This is a genomic window from Pseudomonas sp. ANT_H12B, from assembly GCF_008369325.1.
Taxonomy (GTDB): Bacteria; Pseudomonadota; Gammaproteobacteria; order Pseudomonadales; family Pseudomonadaceae; genus Aquipseudomonas.
This window is the reverse complement of record NZ_VOBI01000013.1, coordinates 122590-143848: the sequence shown is the minus strand read 5'-3', so window position 1 is coordinate 143848 and position 21259 is coordinate 122590. Positions and strand designations below refer to the sequence as shown.

General features: G+C 51.6%; 15 protein-coding genes. 9 read left to right on the top strand and 6 right to left on the bottom strand.

The window, feature by feature from the left end:
• Window positions 1-155: 155 nt before the first annotated feature.
• Complete coding sequence (locus tag FQ185_RS20345) at window positions 156-794, bottom strand: antitoxin Xre/MbcA/ParS toxin-binding domain-containing protein (protein WP_149414869.1); 639 nt, start codon at window positions 792-794, stop codon at window positions 156-158.
• Window positions 795-1816: 1022 nt separating this feature from the next.
• Here FQ185_RS20345 and FQ185_RS20340 point away from each other — a divergent pair.
• The 4 genes from FQ185_RS20340 to FQ185_RS20325 all read left to right on the top strand — a co-directional run bounded on the left by FQ185_RS20340 (window position 1817) and on the right by FQ185_RS20325 (window position 5740).
• Complete coding sequence (locus FQ185_RS20340; RefSeq protein ID WP_149414875.1) at window positions 1817-3583, top strand: heavy metal translocating P-type ATPase; 1767 nt, start codon at window positions 1817-1819, stop codon at window positions 3581-3583.
• A 48-nt stretch (window positions 3584-3631) separates the two neighbouring features.
• Window positions 3632-4054 (top strand): zf-TFIIB domain-containing protein, encoded by a 423-nt coding sequence (locus FQ185_RS30870; RefSeq protein WP_149414868.1) that lies wholly within the window; start codon window positions 3632-3634, stop codon window positions 4052-4054.
• Window positions 4055-4236: 182 nt separating this feature from the next.
• Complete coding sequence (locus FQ185_RS20330; RefSeq protein ID WP_149414867.1) at window positions 4237-5151, top strand: cation diffusion facilitator family transporter; 915 nt, start codon at window positions 4237-4239, stop codon at window positions 5149-5151.
• 109 nt (window positions 5152-5260) lie between these two features.
• Window positions 5261-5740, top strand: a complete 480-nt coding sequence (locus FQ185_RS20325; RefSeq protein ID WP_149414874.1) for an ATP-dependent zinc protease — start codon at window positions 5261-5263, stop codon at window positions 5738-5740.
• Between the two features lie 254 nt (window positions 5741-5994).
• Here the strand turns inward: FQ185_RS20325 and FQ185_RS20320 are convergent, their stop codons facing one another.
• The gene (locus FQ185_RS20320; RefSeq protein WP_149414866.1) at window positions 5995-7695 is read right to left on the bottom strand and encodes a phosphoethanolamine transferase; all 1701 of its coding nucleotides are present in this window, start codon (window positions 7693-7695) and stop codon (window positions 5995-5997) included.
• Window positions 7696-8971: 1276 nt separating this feature from the next.
• Between FQ185_RS20320 and FQ185_RS20310 the strand changes: the two genes are divergently transcribed.
• Both FQ185_RS20310 and FQ185_RS20305 read left to right on the top strand, forming a co-directional pair.
• Window positions 8972-9649: a heavy metal response regulator transcription factor gene (locus tag FQ185_RS20310; protein WP_149415353.1), complete on the top strand. Its 678-nt coding sequence runs from the start codon at window positions 8972-8974 to the stop codon at window positions 9647-9649.
• A 284-nt stretch (window positions 9650-9933) separates the two neighbouring features.
• On the top strand, window positions 9934-10263 hold the full coding sequence (locus FQ185_RS20305) for a DUF2790 domain-containing protein (RefSeq protein ID WP_149415354.1): 330 nt from the start codon (window positions 9934-9936) through the stop codon (window positions 10261-10263).
• A 41-nt stretch (window positions 10264-10304) separates the two neighbouring features.
• Here the strand turns inward: FQ185_RS20305 and FQ185_RS20300 are convergent, their stop codons facing one another.
• From FQ185_RS20300 to FQ185_RS20285, 4 genes are all read right to left on the bottom strand, one after another.
• Window positions 10305-11717 carry a heavy metal sensor histidine kinase gene (locus tag FQ185_RS20300; RefSeq protein ID WP_149418972.1) on the bottom strand — a complete coding sequence of 471 codons (1413 nt, stop codon included), beginning with the start codon at window positions 11715-11717 and terminating at the stop codon, window positions 10305-10307.
• Window positions 11714-12388 carry a heavy metal response regulator transcription factor gene (locus tag FQ185_RS20295; RefSeq protein WP_149418971.1) on the bottom strand — a complete coding sequence of 225 codons (675 nt, stop codon included), beginning with the start codon at window positions 12386-12388 and terminating at the stop codon, window positions 11714-11716. The genes FQ185_RS20300 and FQ185_RS20295 overlap by 4 nt, the downstream gene beginning before the upstream one ends.
• A gap of 480 nt (window positions 12389-12868) precedes the next feature.
• The gene (locus FQ185_RS20290; protein WP_149415258.1) at window positions 12869-14299 is read right to left on the bottom strand and encodes a heavy metal sensor histidine kinase; all 1431 of its coding nucleotides are present in this window, start codon (window positions 14297-14299) and stop codon (window positions 12869-12871) included.
• On the bottom strand, window positions 14296-14970 hold the full coding sequence (locus FQ185_RS20285) for a heavy metal response regulator transcription factor (RefSeq protein WP_045061360.1): 675 nt from the start codon (window positions 14968-14970) through the stop codon (window positions 14296-14298). Before FQ185_RS20285 ends, FQ185_RS20290 begins: the two co-directional genes overlap by 4 nt.
• Before the next feature lie 367 nt (window positions 14971-15337).
• Between FQ185_RS20285 and FQ185_RS20280 the strand changes: the two genes are divergently transcribed.
• From FQ185_RS20280 to FQ185_RS20270, 3 genes are all read left to right on the top strand, one after another.
• Window positions 15338-16624, top strand: a complete 1287-nt coding sequence (locus FQ185_RS20280) for a TolC family protein (RefSeq protein ID WP_149415259.1) — start codon at window positions 15338-15340, stop codon at window positions 16622-16624.
• An 88-nt stretch (window positions 16625-16712) separates the two neighbouring features.
• Window positions 16713-17942, top strand: coding sequence for an efflux RND transporter periplasmic adaptor subunit (locus tag FQ185_RS20275; RefSeq protein WP_149415262.1), 1230 nt, complete (start codon window positions 16713-16715; stop codon window positions 17940-17942).
• 26 nt (window positions 17943-17968) lie between these two features.
• Window positions 17969-21136, top strand: a complete 3168-nt coding sequence (locus FQ185_RS20270; RefSeq protein WP_149418970.1) for a CusA/CzcA family heavy metal efflux RND transporter — start codon at window positions 17969-17971, stop codon at window positions 21134-21136.
• Window positions 21137-21259 lie beyond the last annotated feature (123 nt).

Genomic DNA, 21259 nt, shown 5'->3' with positions numbered 1-21259 from the left:
AGATTGCAGCTGAACAAAATATTTTGACACCAGCGGCTCAGTGAATTCAGGGGGAAACGGCTTAACGGAGCATGCCAGCTAAATGACTATTTTGACAAAAATGCCCGTTGGGGGCGCGTACCCAATTGTGATGGTTCTACTTAGCTGCGGTTGGATCAAAATGACATGCCCTCAGCTACCCGAATCAGCATTTCTTCGACCCGATGTGTGCCGTGAGTTGTAGTGAGCATCGCCGTTGGACTTTTACCCGAAAACCGGGATTTCGGTTTGGAAAGCCATTGTTTGGCCTTCTCTGCGTCCCCGAAGATCACATCGGCCATGGCGGTAATATGTGCAAAGCGGAACAGGCGATCACTCTCATCCACCGTTAAAAGCTGATTGCTGACCAATTTTGTTTTGAGCATTTTGAGTGGAATAATTCTGTCGCGTTCTTCCGGACTTATGGTTCCGACGTCGCAAAGCGACTTGATCAGGCTGGCCGAGAAGCCAGCTACGATAATGTCGTGAATGTCCTGATCAGAGGCGTTTGAGGGGATATTAAGAGACGCCTCCAGCCGGATGCGGTAAGCATGATAAGCCTCATCAAGCAGGACTCCAGCAAACACGGCCTGCACTGATGTTGCTCCATGCATAGGCTTCACCACTATTGCGCCGTCCGCTACCGTAATCGTCAGATCGTCCCCAACACCTACCCCCATTTTGGCAAGCAGTTCTGGGGGTAAATCAACGATGACATCACCGCTACCATCCTCAGTATCCTGGCATTTGACTATCCAGCGCTCGCTCTCACTCATGATCGTCCGGTTCTCATTTCGTAATTAGAGAAGACGCATCATTATGCTCGCGCGCAGAGTAGATCCAGTCACTGGATAACCTTGCATAGAGGCCATTCCTGCCGGTTATTGCGACGAGCGGCTGCGCTCTCCGGCGCATCGGCAAAGATGTCAGCTAAAAGCTCGACTACACGCCCGCCGTTTCACGTTCGAGCACCACATCGGACGGAAATGGGTCTACGGCAGCCATTGGTCTGGTCAGAAAGATATTCGCCAAATGGGAAGGAAAAGAAGCCCAACAGAGACGGGCCTCAACTTAGTCGCAAGCTATCCGCACACGAAAGCGGCTTCAAATAACTTTCTTGGGCGCTTGACCCTGAAGTAGGTACAGGCTGTTGAATGGCGGAATTATCCTTCGCGGTAGAAGCACCATGAACCAGGAAAACAAGCTCAAGCCGGTCCTCCGTCTTTACGTACAGAAGAAAGAAGAGTGTTGCGGATCTGACCATCAGCATGGGTCCGCTAAGGCTGCTGAGCCCAGGCATCACAAAGATCACAAGCATGATCACAAGCATGAGCATGAGCATGAGCATGAGCATGAGCATGAGCATGCCCACGATCATGCCGATGCGTGTTGCGCTCAAGGCACTCAAGCAACAGAAGGTTTTTCGACCAGCAGGAGCAATCCAGCTCCGGAAGGGACTAGCAATGTTCGGTATCGCATCGACAAAATGGATTGCCCCACAGAGGAGCGCCTGATCCGTAACCGGCTGGAACCCATGCCCGGAATTGTCCGACTCGACTTCAATCTCTTGAATCGTGAGTTGACCGTGCATCACCGCTTGGATGATCCGCAGTCAATCGTCACCGCCTTAGTCGCGTTGGATATGGGGCCGAGCCTGCTTGAGGCCGGCGCCGCTCCATCGGCAGTTCCCCCGGCCTTGAGCGCCAAACTGAAAGGATTACTGGCCATCAGCGGCTTGGCTGCTATCGCCGCTGAAGTCATCGCGTGGACAACTGGGCAGGAAGGTTCCTGGCCGGTGATGGTGCTTGCCGCTCTTTCCATTCTGAGCGCTGGCCTGCCAACCCTCAAAAAGGGTTGGATTGCGATTAAGAACTTCACTCTGAACATCTATTTTCTGATGTCGCTGGCTGTCATTGGTGCTCTCGTCATTGGTAAATGGCCTGAAGCTGCAATGGTGGTTTTCCTATTCGCTATTGCTGAAGCTATCGAAGCCCTTTCGTTGGAGCGAGCGCGTAATGCGATCAAATCGCTAACTGCATTGGCGCCCGAAACCGCCGAAGTAATGATTGATGGCGGTTGGAAAGATCAGCCGGTGGCGAGTGTATTACTCGGTAGTCGTATTCGGGTTCGCACCGGTTCGCGAGTACCCTTGGATGCCAGCGTCGAGTCTGGTCGCGCCGCACTGGACCAAGCTCCAATTACTGGCGAAAGCCTACCAGTTGATAAGCAGGTCGGTGATCCACTTTACGCAGGCAGTATCGTTACCGACGGTGTAGTTGAAGCGACTGTGACGGCCGTAGCAGGAGAAAGCACTCTTGCTCGTATCGCGGCGGCCATACAAGACGCGCAATCTCAACGAGCCCCTACCCAGCGGTTTGTAGATCAATTTGCACGTTATTACACCCCGGCTGTAGTGGTACTTGCCCTGTTGGTTGCTGCATTGGGCCCCGTTCTGTTCGCTGGAACCTGGGGCGATTGGCTCTATCAGGCGCTGGTCCTGCTAGTCATCGCCTGCCCATGTGCCTTGGTGGTTTCAACGCCAATTACCGTCGTCAGTGGGCTAGCCGCGGCTGCCAAGCATGGCATTTTGATTAAAGGCGGTGCGTACCTTGAAAGCGGCCGACTACTTAAGGTTGTGGCGCTCGACAAGACTGGCACCTTGACCCAAGGCAAACCGGTACTGACCGATAACGAGCCTTTTGGTGATCTGCCCATAGAGATGGCTTTGCAGATCGCAGCTAGCCTCGACGAACACAGTACACACCCAGTGGCGAAGGCCTTGGTCAGCGGATGGAAATTACAGCAACCGGACGCGGCGACTCTGCCGGTTGAGGACTTCGGCGTACTCAACGGTCGTGGCGTCAAAGGCAATATCGACGGTCAATCGTGGCACCTGGGTAACCACCGCTTGGTTGAAGAGTTGGGCGTATGCTCGCCGGCCCTTGAGGCCCGATTGTCGCTGCTGGAAAACGCAGGAAAAACTGTAATCGTGCTCTGCGCGGCCAGCGGTCCAGTGGCGATTTTTGCTGTGGCTGACACAGTAAGGCCTGAAAGCTTTGCTGCCGTAACTGCTCTGAAAGCATTGAATGTCGTACCGGTGATGCTCACGGGTGACAACCCTGCAACGGCCAAGTCCATCGCCGCTCAGCTCGGCATACAGGATGCACGCGGAAACCTCATGCCGGAGGATAAACAGACCGCCGTCGCTGAACTCAAGCGCCGCTTTGGTTCAGTTGGCATGGTGGGCGATGGTGTGAACGATGCTCCGGCATTGGCGCAAGCCGACATTGGTTTTGCGATGGGAGCCGCTGGGACTGCCACAGCGCTTGAAACGGCTGATGTCGCCATCATGGATGACGACCCACGCAAGATTGCTGACTTTATTAGCCTGAGTCGTCGATGTGCCTCTGTTTTAAAGCAAAACATTGGACTGGCCTTGGGTATCAAAGTTGTTTTTTTAGCGCTTGCGTTGTCCGGCCACGCTACGTTGTGGATGGCTGTTTTCGCCGATATGGGCGCGAGCCTGCTCGTCGTATTCAATGGACTGCGGCTACTGCGTCGGTGACGTAGAAGCCGCGTCTTCGATTGCCTGTCCACACAAGGAAACAAAATCATGCAATGTCCGATCTGCAAAGATACCGCCCTGGTAATGACTGAGCGCCAGAACATCGAAATTGACTATTGCCCACAATGCCGTGGCGTTTGGCTCGACCGAGGTGAACTCGACAAGATCATCGAGCGCAGCCAACAGCAAGAGGCCGTTAGGTTTCTTCCACAGGCCCCAATTCCACCCGTACAGAATGCTCCTCCGGCAGTACAACCCGGTTACAGCCAGCATGGAAATAGCCAAGGGCATGGAGATAGCCAAGCTCATGGAGATCAACGAGGAAGTCACGGTGGCGGTTGGAGAGACGGTGGCCATCAGAGCAGTCATCAGAGCGGCCATCAAAGTCAGGGTGGACATCAAAACCAGAGTGGGCATCAGGGGCAACAGTCGTACCGCAAAAAATCGTTTTTGCAGGAGATGTTCGATTAAGGCTGCGATTTCGCGCTTTGATCGGGATATACCTCGAACCAGCACCAAATCCCGAAATGGGGTGTTTCATGAGATGGAACGGTTTGGGGTATTAGCTGGTCTTTATATCCTGCAATCGACTCGTAGCAAGGGTGCTACCTGGGTGGTTGGAATTTCAGCGAGCGGCGTTTGAGGGAAAGGTTATGAGCTCAGGACACAGTCACGGCCAGGTACGCGCCGGTCACGAAAAGTTGCTGTGGATCGCACTCGCCCTGACGACGAGCTTTATGGTGGCGGAGGTCATCGGGGCCTTTGTCACCGGCAGCCTGGCCTTACTGTCCGATGCAGCTCACATGCTGACGGATGTGGCCGCATTGGCGATATCTTTGGTCGCCATTCACATAGCCCAGCGCTCTGCGGATAAAAAACGGACCTTTGGTTACGCACGATTCGAAATACTTGCAGCCGCATTCAACGCGGTTTTGTTGTTTTTAGTCGCTATATACATCGTGTATGAAGCATATCTGCGACTTAAAGCCCCAGCAGAAATTCAGTCGATGGGCATGTTGGTTATCGCGGTGATCGGGCTCATCGTCAACCTCATTTCCATGCGTCTGCTGGGTGCTGCCAGCGGGGAAAGCCTCAATGTGAAGGGCGCTTATTTAGAGGTCTGGAGCGATATGGTGGGGTCTATTGGCGTCATCATCGCCGCTCTTTTGATCCGTTTCACCGGCTGGAACTGGGTAGATTCCCTTGTCGCTGCTGGCATCGGGTTCTGGGTGCTGCCCAGAACGTGGTCATTGCTCAAGGAAAGCATGAACATATTGCTGCAAGGGGTTCCAGAGGGCATAGATATCGAGAAGGTAGAGGCGACGCTTTATGGGATCGAGGGGGTCAAGAATATCCACGATTTGCATATCTGGGCTTTGACCAGTGGTAAAAGTGTGATGAGCGTCCATCTGGTCGCTGACTCGGCTTCCCGCAGCGAGCAAGCTATCTTGTCCGAAGTAACCAGCCTTATGAGTGATAAGTTCCACATCAGCCATACTACCGTCCAAATGGAAGGATCTGATTTTCACGACCAACTAGCTGACGACCATGAGGGTATGGAGCACTAACTGAGTCATGGCATTCATTTTAGTCAGCTTCAAGTTTTCACGTTGCAGATACCGATCAATAGAGTTGATTAATATGATTAGAAATTTTTTAAGTTGTTCTTGGCTGGCAATGCTTTTGGCTTTTGTCGCGCAGCCGGTTTTTTCAGCACCTGCTAATCCAGAAAGGGTATTCGGCTGGATCGAGGAAGGAATACTTTTACCGGAAAATATTGCCGTGAAAGTAAAGTTAGATACAGGAGCTCTTACATCCTCAATGGATGCGAAAGACTTAGAACGATTTCAAAAAAATGGAGAGGAATGGGTTCGTTTCAACGTTAAAGTCAAAGACACAAAAACTAAGAAGGTGAGTAACGCACTCTTCGAGCGACGCGTCGAAAGAAATGTAAAGGTTAGAGGCGCCGGCGGCGCTGAACATCGTCCAGTAGTCATGATGACGATGTGCATAGGAGATAAAATTTATAAGGAGGAGTTTTCACTGAAGGATCGAGGCGACATGAACTACCCCGTCCTGATTGGTCGCCGAACTTTGGGGGTGTTGGGGGCGGTCGATGTTTCGCGCACATTCACTGACGAACCCAACTGCAATTAAATCTAACATCCTGCTCTACATCTATACGTGCAGGGTGAATGTACTGAGGAAATAGCTCGGCAGAAGTTTGCAGCTTTTTTGACGCTTGCGATGGCCGACCAAATGGTCTCACATAAAGACGCCCACCCGGATGCTGCATTTTTTTGGAAGTGTTAGTGGCGGCGCCATGCAACTATCAATAGTTAGTTGCATGGCTCTGATGAAAAAGCACGCTCATTCTACAGGGTGATTTTAGATCTTTGTCGCAGCCCCCCTTATTTTGGTATTTTCACTGATTGACGCTCAAATATTTGCGCGAGCTTTAGTGGTGTTGTCGCTTTGGATTGGCAGATGCTGAACAGATCGAGCTCTGGGCGATATGCTGAAGTTTGAATACCCATCAACCCCAATATAGAATGGAATAAGTTGTCATGGGACAGTGATACTCCGCGTTGTTCCTTCAGGCATTGAGGATCTAGGTTTTGACGCGACTGCATATCTTTGGAGATCCAGAGTACCATGGGGATACTAGTCTGCTCGCTGGGAGCCATGGCATAAGGAAGTCCATGCAAGTAAAGCCCATTCTCGCCGAGGGACTCACCGTGATCAGAGACATAAAGCATCGCCGTATCAAAACGTTCAGCGTTACGCTTTAGCAGGTCGATCGTTTGCCCAAGTACGTAGTCCGTATAACTGAGACTGTTATCATAGGCACTGACAATGCTTTCGCGCGTACAACGTTCAAGTTGGTTATTATTGCAAACGGGCCCGAATCGTTCGAACGCTGGTGGATAGCGTTTCGAGTAGGATGGGCCGTGACTGCCTTTCATGTGTAGCACCACGATTGAGTCCCGCTGCTGTTTATCCAAGTAGGCTTGTAAATCTTGCAATAAGACTTCGTCGTAACACTCGTCGGCTCTACATAATCCCAGCGTTTTTTGATTGTTCAATTTTTCATTTGGTACTCGGTCGCAAATGCCTTTGCAACCCGAGTTATTGTCTCTCCAAAGGACCGATACTCCGACCCGCTGCAAAACGTCTAATAGTCCTTCTCTACGAAGCGCCATACCGTCTTTGTAGCCTTCTTTACCCACATCCAGGAACATGCAGGGTAAGGAAACGGCCGTAGCTGTTCCACATGAGCTGACATTGGTAAAACTTAAGACACCACGCCTGGCCAATTCCGGATTGGTATCCCGGGTATAGCCATTGAGGGAGAAGTTAGCGGACCTAGCGGTTTCACCCACCATAAGTACCGTTAGCCGTGGTTTGCGTACACCAGCAGTAGCTTCTTCACGGCGGGCATCAGCACCAATGGTTTTTAATTCGGTGGGAACTGCTAGCTGGCGACGCGTATACCCATGGATTGCCGAAACCACATTCGACGGAACCAACATCAATCGGAGTTCGCGATGGTTACGCATCAGCGATGCATAGGATTGATAATGCGTAAATACGATGACCGCCAAGCAGGTGAGCGCTACCGCCACACCCATCAATCGATGAGCAAGTGCGCGGGACCACGATCGTTGGATCAAACGGACTCGGGTAATAATCAACCCCGGTATAACACCAAAGCCCAGCATCCACAGCAGTAGTTCCCAGTTCAGCAGGTCCGTGGCCTCGGACCTGTCCGTCTGCATCACATTCGTTAGCATGCTGTAATCAATTACTATGCCATAGCTATTCATAAAGTAACTCGTTGCTGCCGCAACCAGCAGCACGATAGCTAGCACAGGTTTTATCAAGCGTCCCCAGGCCATCACGCTGAGCAATACGTATAGCCAAATCAACACGAACCAAGGCAGGCTAAGCACGAATATGGTGTTTCCGTCCTGTAGGCCTCCCACGCCTTGCCAGACAGCTCGCCAAAATGGCCAGTTACTAAACAGTAGAAGCCAGGTTGAAACTGCAAGAATTAACTGATTGCTACCGAGTGTGATTTCCCAACTGCGAATTGGTACTTTGTTATTCATGGGTACTCCGGAATATCTCGACGTATCCAGGCGCGAACTGCCACCGGAGTGTCACTACGTTTTAGGTAAGAAAAAATCGCCTATGGCGCGGTGCAACTCGTGGATGCACCAGTGACCCTGAACGTTCTCGTCAGCTAGTTGGCGATCTGCGACTAGCCAGACCGCCAGACACACCAAACTGATGAAAATCTTTTTCATGAGGTAACCCCCCAAGTAAGCGACGTGGCTGTAGATCTGCTCGATTCGTCCTTGAACACCAGTAGTTGTGCTGAAGCGAAATACTGGGTGCGGGGCCGCGTAGACTTTGTTGCTCTGTAGGCCGTCGAGCGCTTGTCTACAGCGAGGCGGATTTCGTACCGCAGGCGTAGCTTGGTGACGTTGTGCAGATCACGAGACTGATAGGTGCGGCTGGCCGCCGACGAAATACTTTTTAGTTTGCGGCCGAAGGACAAAATCGGTGTTGAAGCGCCCACCAGGGTCAACCGCTTCCGGATGCTGGTCATCCTCGTTCCGCCAGACATTGCGAACTCTGAGCTGAAATCAGACCTTGCTGTGCACGCATGACGCACACTTTCGGCGTCCGACGGAGCTTTACGTTGGTGGTGTTCGAATTTTCGCGGAAGGCTTTGGCATCCATTAGTACTGGATTGAGGATCAAATCAGTCTGTTGGTGCCCCGTTTGGGCAGTTTGGATATCCCACTGGGCATCTACGAGGCTTGGGTTATTGAGTAATGCGGTTTGGGGTTTGGTCCTAGCCTCGACGTGGGCTTCCTGACGCGACGCCGTCATCAACGACGAAACACGAGACAGTGGACCAGCCGCCCACAACATTTTTCTAATGCGAGATCGCATAACAAGATTTACGCCCCCAAAGCGCGCTGTTTCTTTGTTCACTAATAAATATTTGATGGTCTAAAAAACTGCGAGCATCGATTTCAGGTGTCTGGATTCGATCAGAAGTCGCCCCGTCCGCAGGATCCTATGACGCGTAGTTTTTTTGCACACTCAATGTACTGCTGAGCAGTTATCAGAAGGGTGACTGAAGAATTACAAATTTGTTATAAGCCCATCTGCTGCGGACAATTAGTCTAAGATCTATTTAGTGTGGAGGTTTGTATGTTTTACGTCGATTGCGTAGCGGAGCCTCGATAATGCGTGATAAATTCTTACTGACTAAAATCGATCAATGCAAATATGTTGGAATGGGTTGATGAGTGAAGTTATCTGTGCGCGTACAAGGATGTTTTATTATTTAGTATCGAGATTTTATGAAAAATGCGTATTTTGATAATAGAAGACGAGCTGAAAACCGCCCATTATTTACATCAGGGGCTGACTGAAAGCGGATTTGTCGTTGATTGCGTCGCCAGCGGAATCGATGGCTTACGCTTAGTATCCCAACAGGCTTATGATCTTGTAGTGCTCGACGCGAACCTACCGCAACGTGACGATTGGGGTTTACTTGTAAGCATTCGCAAGGTCATTATTGCGCCTATCATGATACTTACCGTTAAAGGTAGTCTGGAGGACAAAATCAAAGGGTTCGACCTAGGCGCCGACGATTACATGGTCAAACCAATTGAGTTTCCAGAACTGTTGGCCCGAGTACGTACTCTGATGCGTCGCACTGAATTGTCGGCATTGCCCGATGTGCTGTGTGTCGGCGACCTGGAACTCGATCTGGGCAGACACCGGACCTGTCGCGCCAAGCAGCGGATTGAACTGACCAACAAGGAGTTCGCCTTGCTACACCTCTTGATGCGCCAGACTGGTACGACGCTGTCGCGCAAGCAAATCATGTCCTCTCTCTGGGGGCTGAATGCTGATTGCGACACCAATGTTGTTGAAGTAGCAATGAGAAGGCTTCGGGCTAAGATTGATGATCCTTTTGACAAGAAGCTAATCCATACCTTGCGTGGTGTTGGATATGTTCTCGAAACGCGTGATCAATGAGCCCTCTTAATCCTTCGAATTTTGAAGTCGTGTGAAATAATCGACATTCAATTTAAATTCAGAATGCACAAATATTTCATCTAATAGTAAGTTTTATAGGATTCCCGAATGGCTCCTGGGTGGGACGGTACTGCGCTTGGCAGATTTTGATATCTCACTAAGCTTTTGAGACTAACGGGTGGAAATTACAAATAAGTGATTTTTCTGAAATGAGTCAGAAAGGTTTATCTCGTTAAACTTACGTAAGTTTAACAGCTTTGTAACCACTTCAAAGAGACTCTGCGATGAGCGCTTTAAAATTAAGTGCTGTTGCGCTGACGCTATCATTGTCTTCGATAACATTCGCTGAAAGCCGTGGTGATCGCAACGATAACGCCATGGAAGCAAATCAGAAAACAAAGGCAGCCTACGCAGCTCAAAAAGGCAAGACAGCTCCGGAAGTTCAGAAATATCGTGATGGAATGAAGCTTGATATCGCAAAAGTGGTGAGTACGACCCCACCAATTCGCTCTTGCAACATTGTACCTTTTCGAATGACCTATGAGGACTCAGCTGGAAAGCTTCACACTATTGAATACCAAATTATGGGTGTGTGTCGTAACACGCACGAATGAACGGATGACGTGAATAAGGGCTGTTTTTTCAATGGTTGGTGTCACCAGCTGGTGTGTCCATGGATGTTTGGAAAACCCAGCTTGAAGGTCGTGATCTTGCCTGGGCAGCTATTAACTTCTGCGACTCCCTGATGCAAACTCATGATTGATTTCACAATGGCTAAACCAAGCCCGGTACTTCCTTCAGCGCGCGAATGATGAGTGTCAACTCGATAAAAACGATCGAATAAGTGCGGTAGGTGTTGAGGTTCAATACCTGCGCCTGGGTTGGCTACATGTAGCGAGACTTCTGTGGCATGGACTTCGATGGTGATTGTGATGGCTTGGCCTACTGGGCAATGGCGGATTGCATTGGACATCAGGTTGGAAATTGCCCGCTGAATCATCAACCGATCACCAATGGTCGACCCCCTGCCAGTAACGCTCACGCTGATCTGTTTATCTTCCGCCGACAGTGAAAACAGATTGATGACCTTCAAGGCTTCATCCTCCAGAGCAATGGTCTCAAACGGAACCAGCGCAGCGGGATGACTGACCTGTGCCAGGAAAAGCATGTCCGAGACAATCCGGGCTACGCGCCCAAGCTCTTCGGTGGAGGACTCCAAAACCGCTTTGTACTCCTCGGCCGGCCTCACCCGGGACAACGTCACCTGGGCTTTGCCCATCAGGTTGGAAATGGGTGCTCGTAGTTCGTGGGCCAAGTCATCGGAGAACTGCGACAACTGCTGAACATCGCTGTCTAGTCGGTGCAGCATGAAGTTGATGCCATGGGCCAGTTCGCTGAGCTCCTGCGGCATCTTGACCACCCAGAGTCGATGGCTGAGGTCCTGAGCAGAGATCATGGCGGCCACCTTGCGAAACTCCCGCAGCGGCGCGAGCCCCCGTTTTACCACTGCCCAGGCACTGAGGCCGATAAGTAGCAGCAGCAACGGCAAGGCCATGATCGTTGAGCTTAGATATGTGCTGAGCAGCGCTTCATCGTTGGCGCAATCAAGCGACAGCAATACGGCGACATTCGTACCGTTCGGCAAGCGGATCAGTCTGGATGCAGTCAGGAAGTGCCGGCCCTGATCATCGGTGCTTCGGGAGTACGACACCTTGTCGGTGGCAGCCCCTGCCGCCTTCAACTCCACCCTGGGGTCCGTCAAGCCAAAGCCTGACTTCAAGAGCGGCGTCCTCATATTTATCAGGTCATAAATGGTAAGGTTGAGGTGGTCATGCCCCATCACCTGATCCAGCAAAACGTGCGGTTTAATGTTGATGTCGACAGGTTTTTCATACAGCGAAAGACTGTGCTCGATTTGCCGCATTTTCTCGCTCAAGTTGTCTTTTGACAGTTTATCTAACTCATGCGTTAGCGCGAGGAACGCAAGAACCGCCAGAAATAACACCAACAATGCGCCCATGATACTCACCGCCAAACCCAGCCGCATCGACAGGCTTGCCGACTTCATTCCCGGGCCTCCAGTACATAGCCAACGCCGCGCAGGGTATGGATTAGCTTCTTGTCAAAAGGATCATCAATCTTGGCCCTCAGGCGGCGGATTGAAACCTCGACCACATTGGTGTCGCAGTCGAAGTTCATGTCCCAGACCAATGAAATGATCTGAGTGCGGGAAAGCACCTCACCCGACTGTCGCATCAAAAGGTGCAGCAAAGCAAATTCCTTGGTCGTCAGGTCGATACGCTGCTCGCCCCGGAAGGCCCTATGGCGGCCCTGGTCGAGTTCCAGATCGGCGACTGTCAAGACCTCAGGGACGGAAACTTGTTCGCTGCGACGCATTAAAGTTCGTACCCGGGCCAACAGTTCCGGAAATTCGAATGGCTTGACCAGATAGTCATCGGCACCCAGGTCCAGGCCGCGGATCTTGTCCGCCAGGCGCCCGCGAGCGGTTAGCATCATGACCCGGGTGTTACTGCTTTGGCGCAGTCGCTCGAGCACACCCCAGCCATCAAGTTGTGGTAGATCGACGTCAAGTATTACCAAGTCGTAGGTTTGTTGACGCGCAAGGTGAAGTCCATCCGTACCATTCGCCGCCCGGTCTACTATATAGCCGCTTTCAGTCAAACCCTGATGCAGGTATTCGGCAGTTTTAAGCTCATCCTCAACTACAAGCATTCGCATGGTAGTGCCGCCCTATGTAATATGAATTGAATAATAAACTTTCGAAGTTTATTTAAGTGCCCGACTAAGAAATGATGTAGAACTATTCGATCATAAAAATCTCAAAACCGCGCATTGCTCAAGTGGTCAGTATCAAGCCTGAAGCTGCTACAGGGTCAACAGGAGGAGGACATTTTACGATAAAAGTATTTGCGACTATATGTCGCAGGCATGTTAATGCGCGACTCCCATACATTCATTTCAGCCAGAAGCCAAGCTCCGCTCGGCTGATATCTATGGGGAATCGTTTCGAAGTGTTACGGCGCAGATAGTCAATTTAATGCTGCACGCATTTTTTGGGGAGACTGGCAGGATGTACCAAGGGGAGTTGATCTCGCTTTGCGATTTGTAAGTACCCCGCGCTATCTATGCTCTATGAATTTTCGGAGTCTCGTTCTTAGACTATTGTTTGTCGTGATTTTAGTTACGGTTTTACTAAAATCACTCCCTTGGTTTTTTGGATTTTAAGTTGCTTTGTGCATTATATTTTGGAAATGTAAGTCGAAAAACTGTCAGATGGCCCGGCATACTTTGGACTTCTGCCATTCCTTGGTGCAGGCTCATGATGGATCGGACAATGGCCAACCCTAATCCAGTACCACCTTCAGCTCGTGAGCGACTGTTATCCACACGATAGAAGCGATCGAAAATATGAAACAAGTGCTGGTGCTCAATTCCTACCCCAGGATTACTTATTGATAGGGATACTTTTTCAGATTGCGTTTCAATCGCTATAGCAATGGACTGCCCTGCTGGGCAGTGACGAATGGCATTTGATAAAAGATTGGAAATAGCCCGTTGAATCATGAGTCGATCACCTAAAACTTTACCCCATCCGCTGACAGTTATACCGACGCTCTTTTCCTCAGCCGATAGAGAAAAAAGGTCGATGACTTTTAGCGCTTCATCCTCTAGTAAAATGCTTTCAAACGGCACGAGTGCAGCCGGATGACTTACTTGGGCCAAGAAAAGCATGTCTGAAACAATTCTGGTGACTCGTCCTAGTTCCTCGGTGCATGACTCTAAAACAGCCTTGTACTCTTTTGCCGGGCGTTCTCGAGAAAGTGTTACCTGAGCTTTCCCCATAAGGTTCGTAATCGGTGACCGCAGCTCATGCGCCAAGTCATCAGAAAATTGCGATAGTTGTTGAACTCCGCCGTCAAGACGGTGCAGCATGAAGTTTATACCGTGAGCAAGCTCACTGAGTTCTTGGGGCATCTTGACAACTGAGAGTCGATGACTTAAATCCTGGGCCGACACCATTGCTGCAACTTTCCGGAATTCCCGGAGGGGGGATAAGCCTCGTTGCACAATAGCCCAGGCGCTGATACCAATCAGAATCAGCAACAGTGGAACCGCTACAATGGTCGAACTCAGGTAGGCGCTCAATAGCGTTTCATCATTCGAGCGATCAATAGACAGTAGGACCGATACGAACTCACCATCCTTTAATTTCATGAGCTTAGAGGCGGTGAGGATGTGGATTCCGGACTCTTCGGCTGGGGAGTAGTACGACAGCTTATTACTGGCGGCTGTTCCGGCTTGATTCGTAGATACTTCAGGTATATCTGCTCCAAAACTCAGCAGAGGTTCACTCATGTTGTCATCATCAAAGATGGTCAGGTTAAGATTGTCGTGTCCCAGCACTTGATCTAATAGCACGTGTGGTTTTAAACTCATGTCACGGGTACTGATATCCATCAGTAGACTGTGCTCAATCTGACTCATCTTCTTCTCTAAGCTATTTTTTGCGCGCGAATCAAGTTCGTGAGTAAGCGCTAAAAAAGCTAGTATCGCTAACAGCACTACTAGTACCGCTCCCATAATGCTAACTATCAACCCCAGCCGCATCGATAGGCTGACCGGTTTCATTTCCTCGCCTCCAATACATAGCCTACGCCACGAAGGGTATGTATTAATTTTGTTTCAAATGGATCATCTATTTTTGCTCTCAATCTTCGTATCGAAACTTCGACAACGTTTGTGTCGCAGTCAAAGTTCATATCCCACACTAAAGAGATAATTTGAGTGCGAGATAACACCTCTCCTGATTGACGCATCAACAGATGAAGCAGCGCGAACTCCTTTGTCGTCAGATCTATGCGTTGCTTTCCGCGGAATGCGCGATGTCTGCCTTGATCAAGTTCAAGGTCAGCGACTTTTAATACCTCTGGAACTGGAATATGTTCGCTGCGACGCATTAAAGTGCGTACTCTTGCAAGCAACTCAGGGAATTCAAATGGCTTGACCAGGTAATCATCGGCTCCCAAATCCAATCCTTTGATTTTGTCTGCCAGACGCCCTCTTGCAGTCAGCATCATTACCCGAGTGCTACTAGTCTGCCGAATATTTTCAAGAACGTCCCAACCGTCAATTTCAGGTAGATTTACGTCTAGTATTACCAGATCATAAGCTTGCTGACGTGCTAGATGGAGTCCATCAGCCCCAGTCGATGCGCAGTCTACAATATAGCCACTTTCAGTCAGGCCTTGATGTAAGTACTCAGCAGTCTTCAGCTCGTCCTCTATCACAAGGATTCGCATAGGATTTCACCCTCTGGTAAATGTATCGGAATGATTGGATGCTCGTTAAACATGGTTTAAGGGCTTTATTAATCTGTATAAACGTTTCGATTCTGGCTACATCTTTAATTTTCTTCGCAATATGGTCTTTTTAAAGCTTTGCAAGGTTCGTCATGTTTCCTTGACCTCCTAAAGTACTAGGTTCGGCTCCCCTTTTTTTGTTTCGGGTTGTTTCTTGGCGCGAGCACTTGTTGACTTCATCCTAATGCATTAATTGAGGTTTTTCCGCTAGATAACGTATTTGTAATTTTTCAGTCACCTTGTTGATAGGTGCGGAGAATTACATTTGCCTCATGGGAAATTCTTTTTGTTTTAAAGGTTTTAAGGAATGATGGAATTACTTCGGTGTAGAAAGTTTATTGCTCACCCAATCACGCATAAGACCATGCTAAGAGCAGGTCTCATTTCGATCCTTGCGCTTTTGACTAGTCCTTTGTTTGCGGCGACCGCTCAAATGCTCACAATGGATCAGGCGCTTGAAACCGCTTTTGCCAATAACCCTGATCTGGCGGCCGCTCAATGGGAGACTGGTATTGCTCAGGGAGAGCGACAGCAGGCAGGGTTGATCCCTAACCCTGAGGTTTCCTGGGAGGCTGAAGATACTCGGCGAAACTCGCGCACTACGACGGTAATGATCAACCAGCCGATCGAGCTTGGCGGTAAGCGCGGGGCTAGGATCGAGGTGGCCAGTCGAGCTCAAGACGCGGCCGGTATTGAATTGGACCGCAAACGCAATGTTCTGCGTGCCGATGTCATTCAGGCGTTTTACAGCTCCTCGACGGCTCAGCAAAGGCTGCTGTTATCACGTCAATCACTTGAGCTCGCCGAGCGCGGTTTGCGTGTAGCTCAAGGTCGCATCAAGAGTGGTAAATCCTCACCCGTTGAAGGTACTCGCGCAGAGGTTCAGCTATCAGAGGTTCGTCTGGAGCTGAGGCGGGCTGAGCGGGATGAGGCCAGTGCCTACCAGCGACTCGCTCAGGTCATGGGCGCGCCTTTGCCTGCATTCGTGTCTGTGGGTGATCCAGGCCGGTCGATGCCAACCGTACCGGATTCGTCACTGCTGCTTAATCGCATAGGTGAAACCGCGGAACTACGATTGGCAAAACTGCAAATAGATCAGCGGGAAGCCTCCCTTGGCCTGGAGAAGGCTCAGCGAATTCCCGACCTCACCGTGAGTATCGGGAGCCAATACGACGAGCGCGAGCGCGAGCGGGTGAATGTCGTGGGGCTGTCTATGCCCATCCCATTGTTTAACCGTAACCAGGGCAACGTACTAGCCGCTGCCCGCCGTACCGATCAAGCCCGCGACCTTCGTAACGCCAGTGAGTTACGCCTGCGCACAGAAATCCAGACCACCCTGGATCAGTGGATGACGGCTAACACTGAAGTCGCGTCGTTCAATCAAACCATCCTGCCTGCCGCGAAAAGTGCCGTCGACACCGCTACCCGAGGTTTCGAAATGGGCAAGTTTAACTTCCTCGACGTACTCGATGCTCAGCGCACCTTGATTAGCGCCCGCACGCAATACATCCAGGCTATCGCCGAGGCGACAGACGCCTGGGTGCGCATCGAGCGAATTTTCGGAGATGTCGCCCTTCTCACTCGCACTCCGTGAATTTCATATAACGCTTTTTTTACCGCTGCTCAGCATCGCAATACCACGGTAATCCGTGACTGCCGACTGGGCTGCGCAGGGAGTTTCCATGGATAAAAAACTAATTCTCGTCACTGCACTGACCTTGACGGTGGGTATAGGCATCGGCTCGTTGTGGATGGGCAGCCCATCGGTGCCCTCAGCCGAGGCTCAGGCTCAGGCTCAGGAGGGCAAAGGCCATGACGATCACGGCGATGAAACTACTGGAAAAAAATCGGCCGAGGGCGAACACGCCGAAGGCGAAGCGGAAGAAGGTCACTTGACTCTGAGCGAAGAGCAGATCAGCTCAGCCGGCATCCAGTTGGTCGAAGCCAAGGCGCAGAGTATTAGCCTTTCATTGCCCTTTCCTGGAGAAATCCGTTTTGATGAAGACCGCACTGCGCATGTGGTGCCCCGTGTACCCGGTGTCGTCGAGTCGGTCCATGTCAATCTTGGTCAACCGGTGAAAAAAGGCCAGTTGCTGGCCGTGATCGCCAGCCAACAAATTTCTGATCAGCGTAGTGAACAAGCCGCGGCGCAACGTCGTCTTGAGTTGGCCCGTACTACCTACGAGCGAGAGCGACAGTTATGGCAGGACAAAATCTCTGCCGAACAGGATTTCCTGCAAGCCCGCCAAGCTTTGCAAGAAGCCGAAATCGCCCTCAGCAATGCTCGACAAAAAATCAGCGTACTCAGTGGCAGCTCGGTCACCAGCGGGGGTAACCGATATGAATTGCGTGCGCCGTTTGACGGGGTTGTCGTTGAGAAACACTTGGGCCTCGGTGAGGTTGTCAGCGAAACCACTAATGCCTTCACCCTCTCCGACTTGTCGCGTGTGTGGGTGACCTTTGGTGTCTCGCCAAAGGATTTAAACAAGGTACTGGTGGGCAAGTCGGTCACGGTCAGTGCGTCGGAACTGAATGCCGAAGTCACTGGAACCGTGGCCTATGTCGGCAGTTTGTTGGGCGAGCAAACTCGTACAGCCACGGTCCGCGTGACCTTGGCCAATCCACAAGGTGCATGGCGTCCCGGGCTATTCGTGACCGTGCAGGTTGACACTGATACTCGGCAAACAAAGGTCGCAGTACCAGAAGCGGCTATCCAGACGGTCGAGGACAAGCAAACTGTTTTCGTTCGAACGGACGACGGGTTTAAAGCTCAGCCAGTGGAGACAGGTGGCCGTTCGGCGGGTCTGGTCGAGATCACGGAGGGCCTGGAGCCCGGTGTTCAAGTCGCCGCTGCCGGCAGTTTCATTCTGAAATCAGAACTGGGTAAAGCCTCGGCTGAACACGCCCACTGATCCGCCACTTCCACGAGAAGGTTCTCATGTTCGAACGCCTGATCCAATTTGCCATCGAGCAGCGCATCATCGTGCTGCTCGCGGTTCTCCTCATGGCCGGCCTCGGGATAGCCAGCTACCAGAAGCTGCCGATCGACGCCGTTCCCGATATCACCAACGTCCAGGTGCAAATCAACACAGGGGCAGCAGGTTTTTCACCACTGGAAACCGAGCAGCGCATCACGTTTCCCATCGAAACTGCAATGGCTGGTTTGCCGGCTCTAGAACAAACTCGCTCGCTGTCACGCTCGGGTTTGTCGCAAGTCACAGTGATCTTCAAGGAAGGCACTGACCTGTTCTTCGCCCGACAATTGGTCAACGAACGGTTGCAGGTGGCCAAGGAGCAACTACCCGAGGGGGTGGAAGCCGTCATGGGGCCGATCTCAACCGGTCTGGGTGAAATTTTCCTGTGGACGGTCGAGGCTGAAGAAGGTGCCGTCAAGGAGGACGGCAGTCCCTATACGCCGACCGACCTGAGGGTGATCCAAGACTGGATCATCAAGCCTCAGCTGCGCAATGTTCCCGGGGTCGCCGAAATCAATACCATTGGCGGGTTCGCCAAGGAGTACCAGATTGCGCCCGATCCAAAACGCTTGGCGGCTTACAAGCTTACGCTGACTGACCTTGTTACAGCGCTGGAGCGCAACAACGCCAACGTCGGTGCCGGTTACATCGAGCACAGTGGCGAACAGTTACTGATTCGCGCACCTGGCCAAGTAGCGACCACCGAAGATATCGCCAATATCGTCATGGCCAACGTCGACGGTACGCCCATCCGTGTCAAGAACGTCGCAACCGTGGACATCGGCCGTGAATTGCGCACGGGGGCAGCGACCGAAAACGGTCGTGAAGTGGTGCTCGGCACAGTGTTCATGCTGATCGGTGAGAATAGCCGCACCGTGGCCCAAGCCGTTGCTAGCAAGCTTGAGCAAATCAACCGCTCACTGCCAAAAGGGGTGGTGGCAGTCACCGTCTATGACCGTACCAATTTGGTGGACAAGGCAATTGCCACCGTTAAGAAGAACTTGATTGAAGGTGCGATCCTGGTGATCGCGATTCTGTTCCTGTTCCTTGGCAACATTCGCGCGGCTCTGATTACTGCCATGGTGATCCCGCTCGCGATGCTATTCACATTCACTGGCATGTTTACCAACAAGGTCAGCGCCAACCTGATGAGCCTCGGAGCGTTGGACTTTGGCATCATCGTTGATGGCGCGGTGGTCATTGTCGAAAACGCCATCCGTCGTCTGGCCCATGCACAGCAACACCACGGACGCATCCTCACCCGCTCCGAACGCTTTCACGAAGTGTTCGCGGCGGCCAAGGAAGCACGCCGACCGCTGATTTTCGGCCAGTTGATCATCATGGTCGTGTACCTACCGATTTTTGCCCTCACCGGCGTCGAAGGAAAAATGTTTCACCCGATGGCGTTTACTGTGGTGATTGCCTTGCTCGGCGCGATGCTGTTGTCGGTGACCTTTGTCCCGGCGGCGATTGCGATGTTCGTCACCGGTAAGGTCAAGGAAGAAGAGAACATCATCATGCGTGGCGCCCGTCGGGTGTATGCGCCAGCGCTAGAATGGGTCATGGGCCATCGATCAATGGCATTCGCCATAGCACTAGCCGTTATCGCGGTGTGCGGTGTGGTCGCCAGTCGAATGGGCAGCGAGTTTGTGCCGAGCCTCAGTGAAGGGGATTTCGCGTTGCAAGCACTGCGTGTACCAGGAACCAGCCTGACGCAATCGGTAGAAATGCAGCAACGTCTGGAAAGACTTGTGTTAGCAAAGGTACCGGAGGTCAAGCGGATGTTTGCTCGTACTGGTACAGCAGAAATTGCCTCAGACCCAATGCCACCAAACATCTCTGACAGCTACGTGATGCTCAAGCCGAAGAATCAATGGCCTGATCCGAATAAATCCAGAGAGGCGTTGGTAGCTGATATCCAAAAAGCTACAGCCGGAATGCCCGGAAGCAACTATGAGCTTTCTCAGCCTATTCAATTGCGTTTTAACGAGCTGATTTCAGGCGTGCGCAGTGATGTGGCGGTCAAGGTCTTCGGTGATGACATGGCGGTGCTTAACAGCACCGCTGCAAAAATTGCCGCGTCCATGCAGAAGATCAATGGTGCCTCCGAGGTCAAAGTCGAGCAAACGTCGGGACTGCCGGTACTGACCATCAACATCGACCGTGACAAAGCCGCCCGTTACGGACTGAACGTTGGCGACGTACAAGACACCATTGCGGTGGCGGTCGGTGGTCGTCAAGCCGGTACGATGTATGAGGGAGACCGCCGATTCGACATGGTGGTGCGTTTATCCGACGCCATGCGTAAGGATCTCGAGGGATTGTCCACACTGCTAATCCCGGTACCGGCGCTGCTTAACACCAATGCCGATCAGATCGGGTTTATTGCTCTTTCAGAGGTGGCTAGCCTCGATCTAGTGTTGGGACCTAACCAGGTCAGTCGTGAAAACGGCAAACGTCTGGTGATCGTCAGCGCTAACGTGCGTGGGCGTGATATCGGCTCATTTGTACAGGAGGCCAGTAGCGCCATTGATAAAGAAGTGCAGATCCCGGCCGGTTACTGGACCAACTGGGGAGGACAGTTCGAGCAGCTCCAATCCGCTGCCAAGCGACTACAGATTGTAGTCCCAGTGGCCCTGCTCTTGGTGTTCGCACTCTTGTTCATGATGTTCAACAACCTCAAGGATGGCCTATTGGTGTTCACCGGTATTCCATTCGCGTTGACGGGGGGAGTCATGGCTTTATGGCTCCGAGACATCCCGCTGTCGATCTCGGCAGGTGTTGGTTTCATCGCGTTGTCGGGCGTGGCGGTGCTGAATGGTCTGGTGATGATTGCGTTCATCCGCAATCTTCGGGAGGAAGGACATTCGTTGAGTTCCGCAATCAATGAAGGGGCTCTTACCCGGTTGCGCCCAGTGTTGATGACAGCTCTGGTGGCCTCTCTTGGCTTTATTCCGATGGCACTGGCCACCGGAACGGGGGCAGAGGTCCAGAGACCCCTGGCTACCGTGGTGATCGGGGGCATCCTATCCTCAACTGCGTTGACCCTGCTGATATTGCCTGCGCTTTATCAATGGGCGCACCGCCGAGACGAGGAAGAAGCCGAAGACGATAAAATAGAAGCCGTATAATTCTTTAGTTTTAAAAGCCCACTATCGAGATTCGATAGTGGGCTTTTTTATGTGAGCTACATAACGAATCTGTAATCTTGGCGCCACCGTGTTGATAGGTTCGAATTGATACCCTACTAGCGT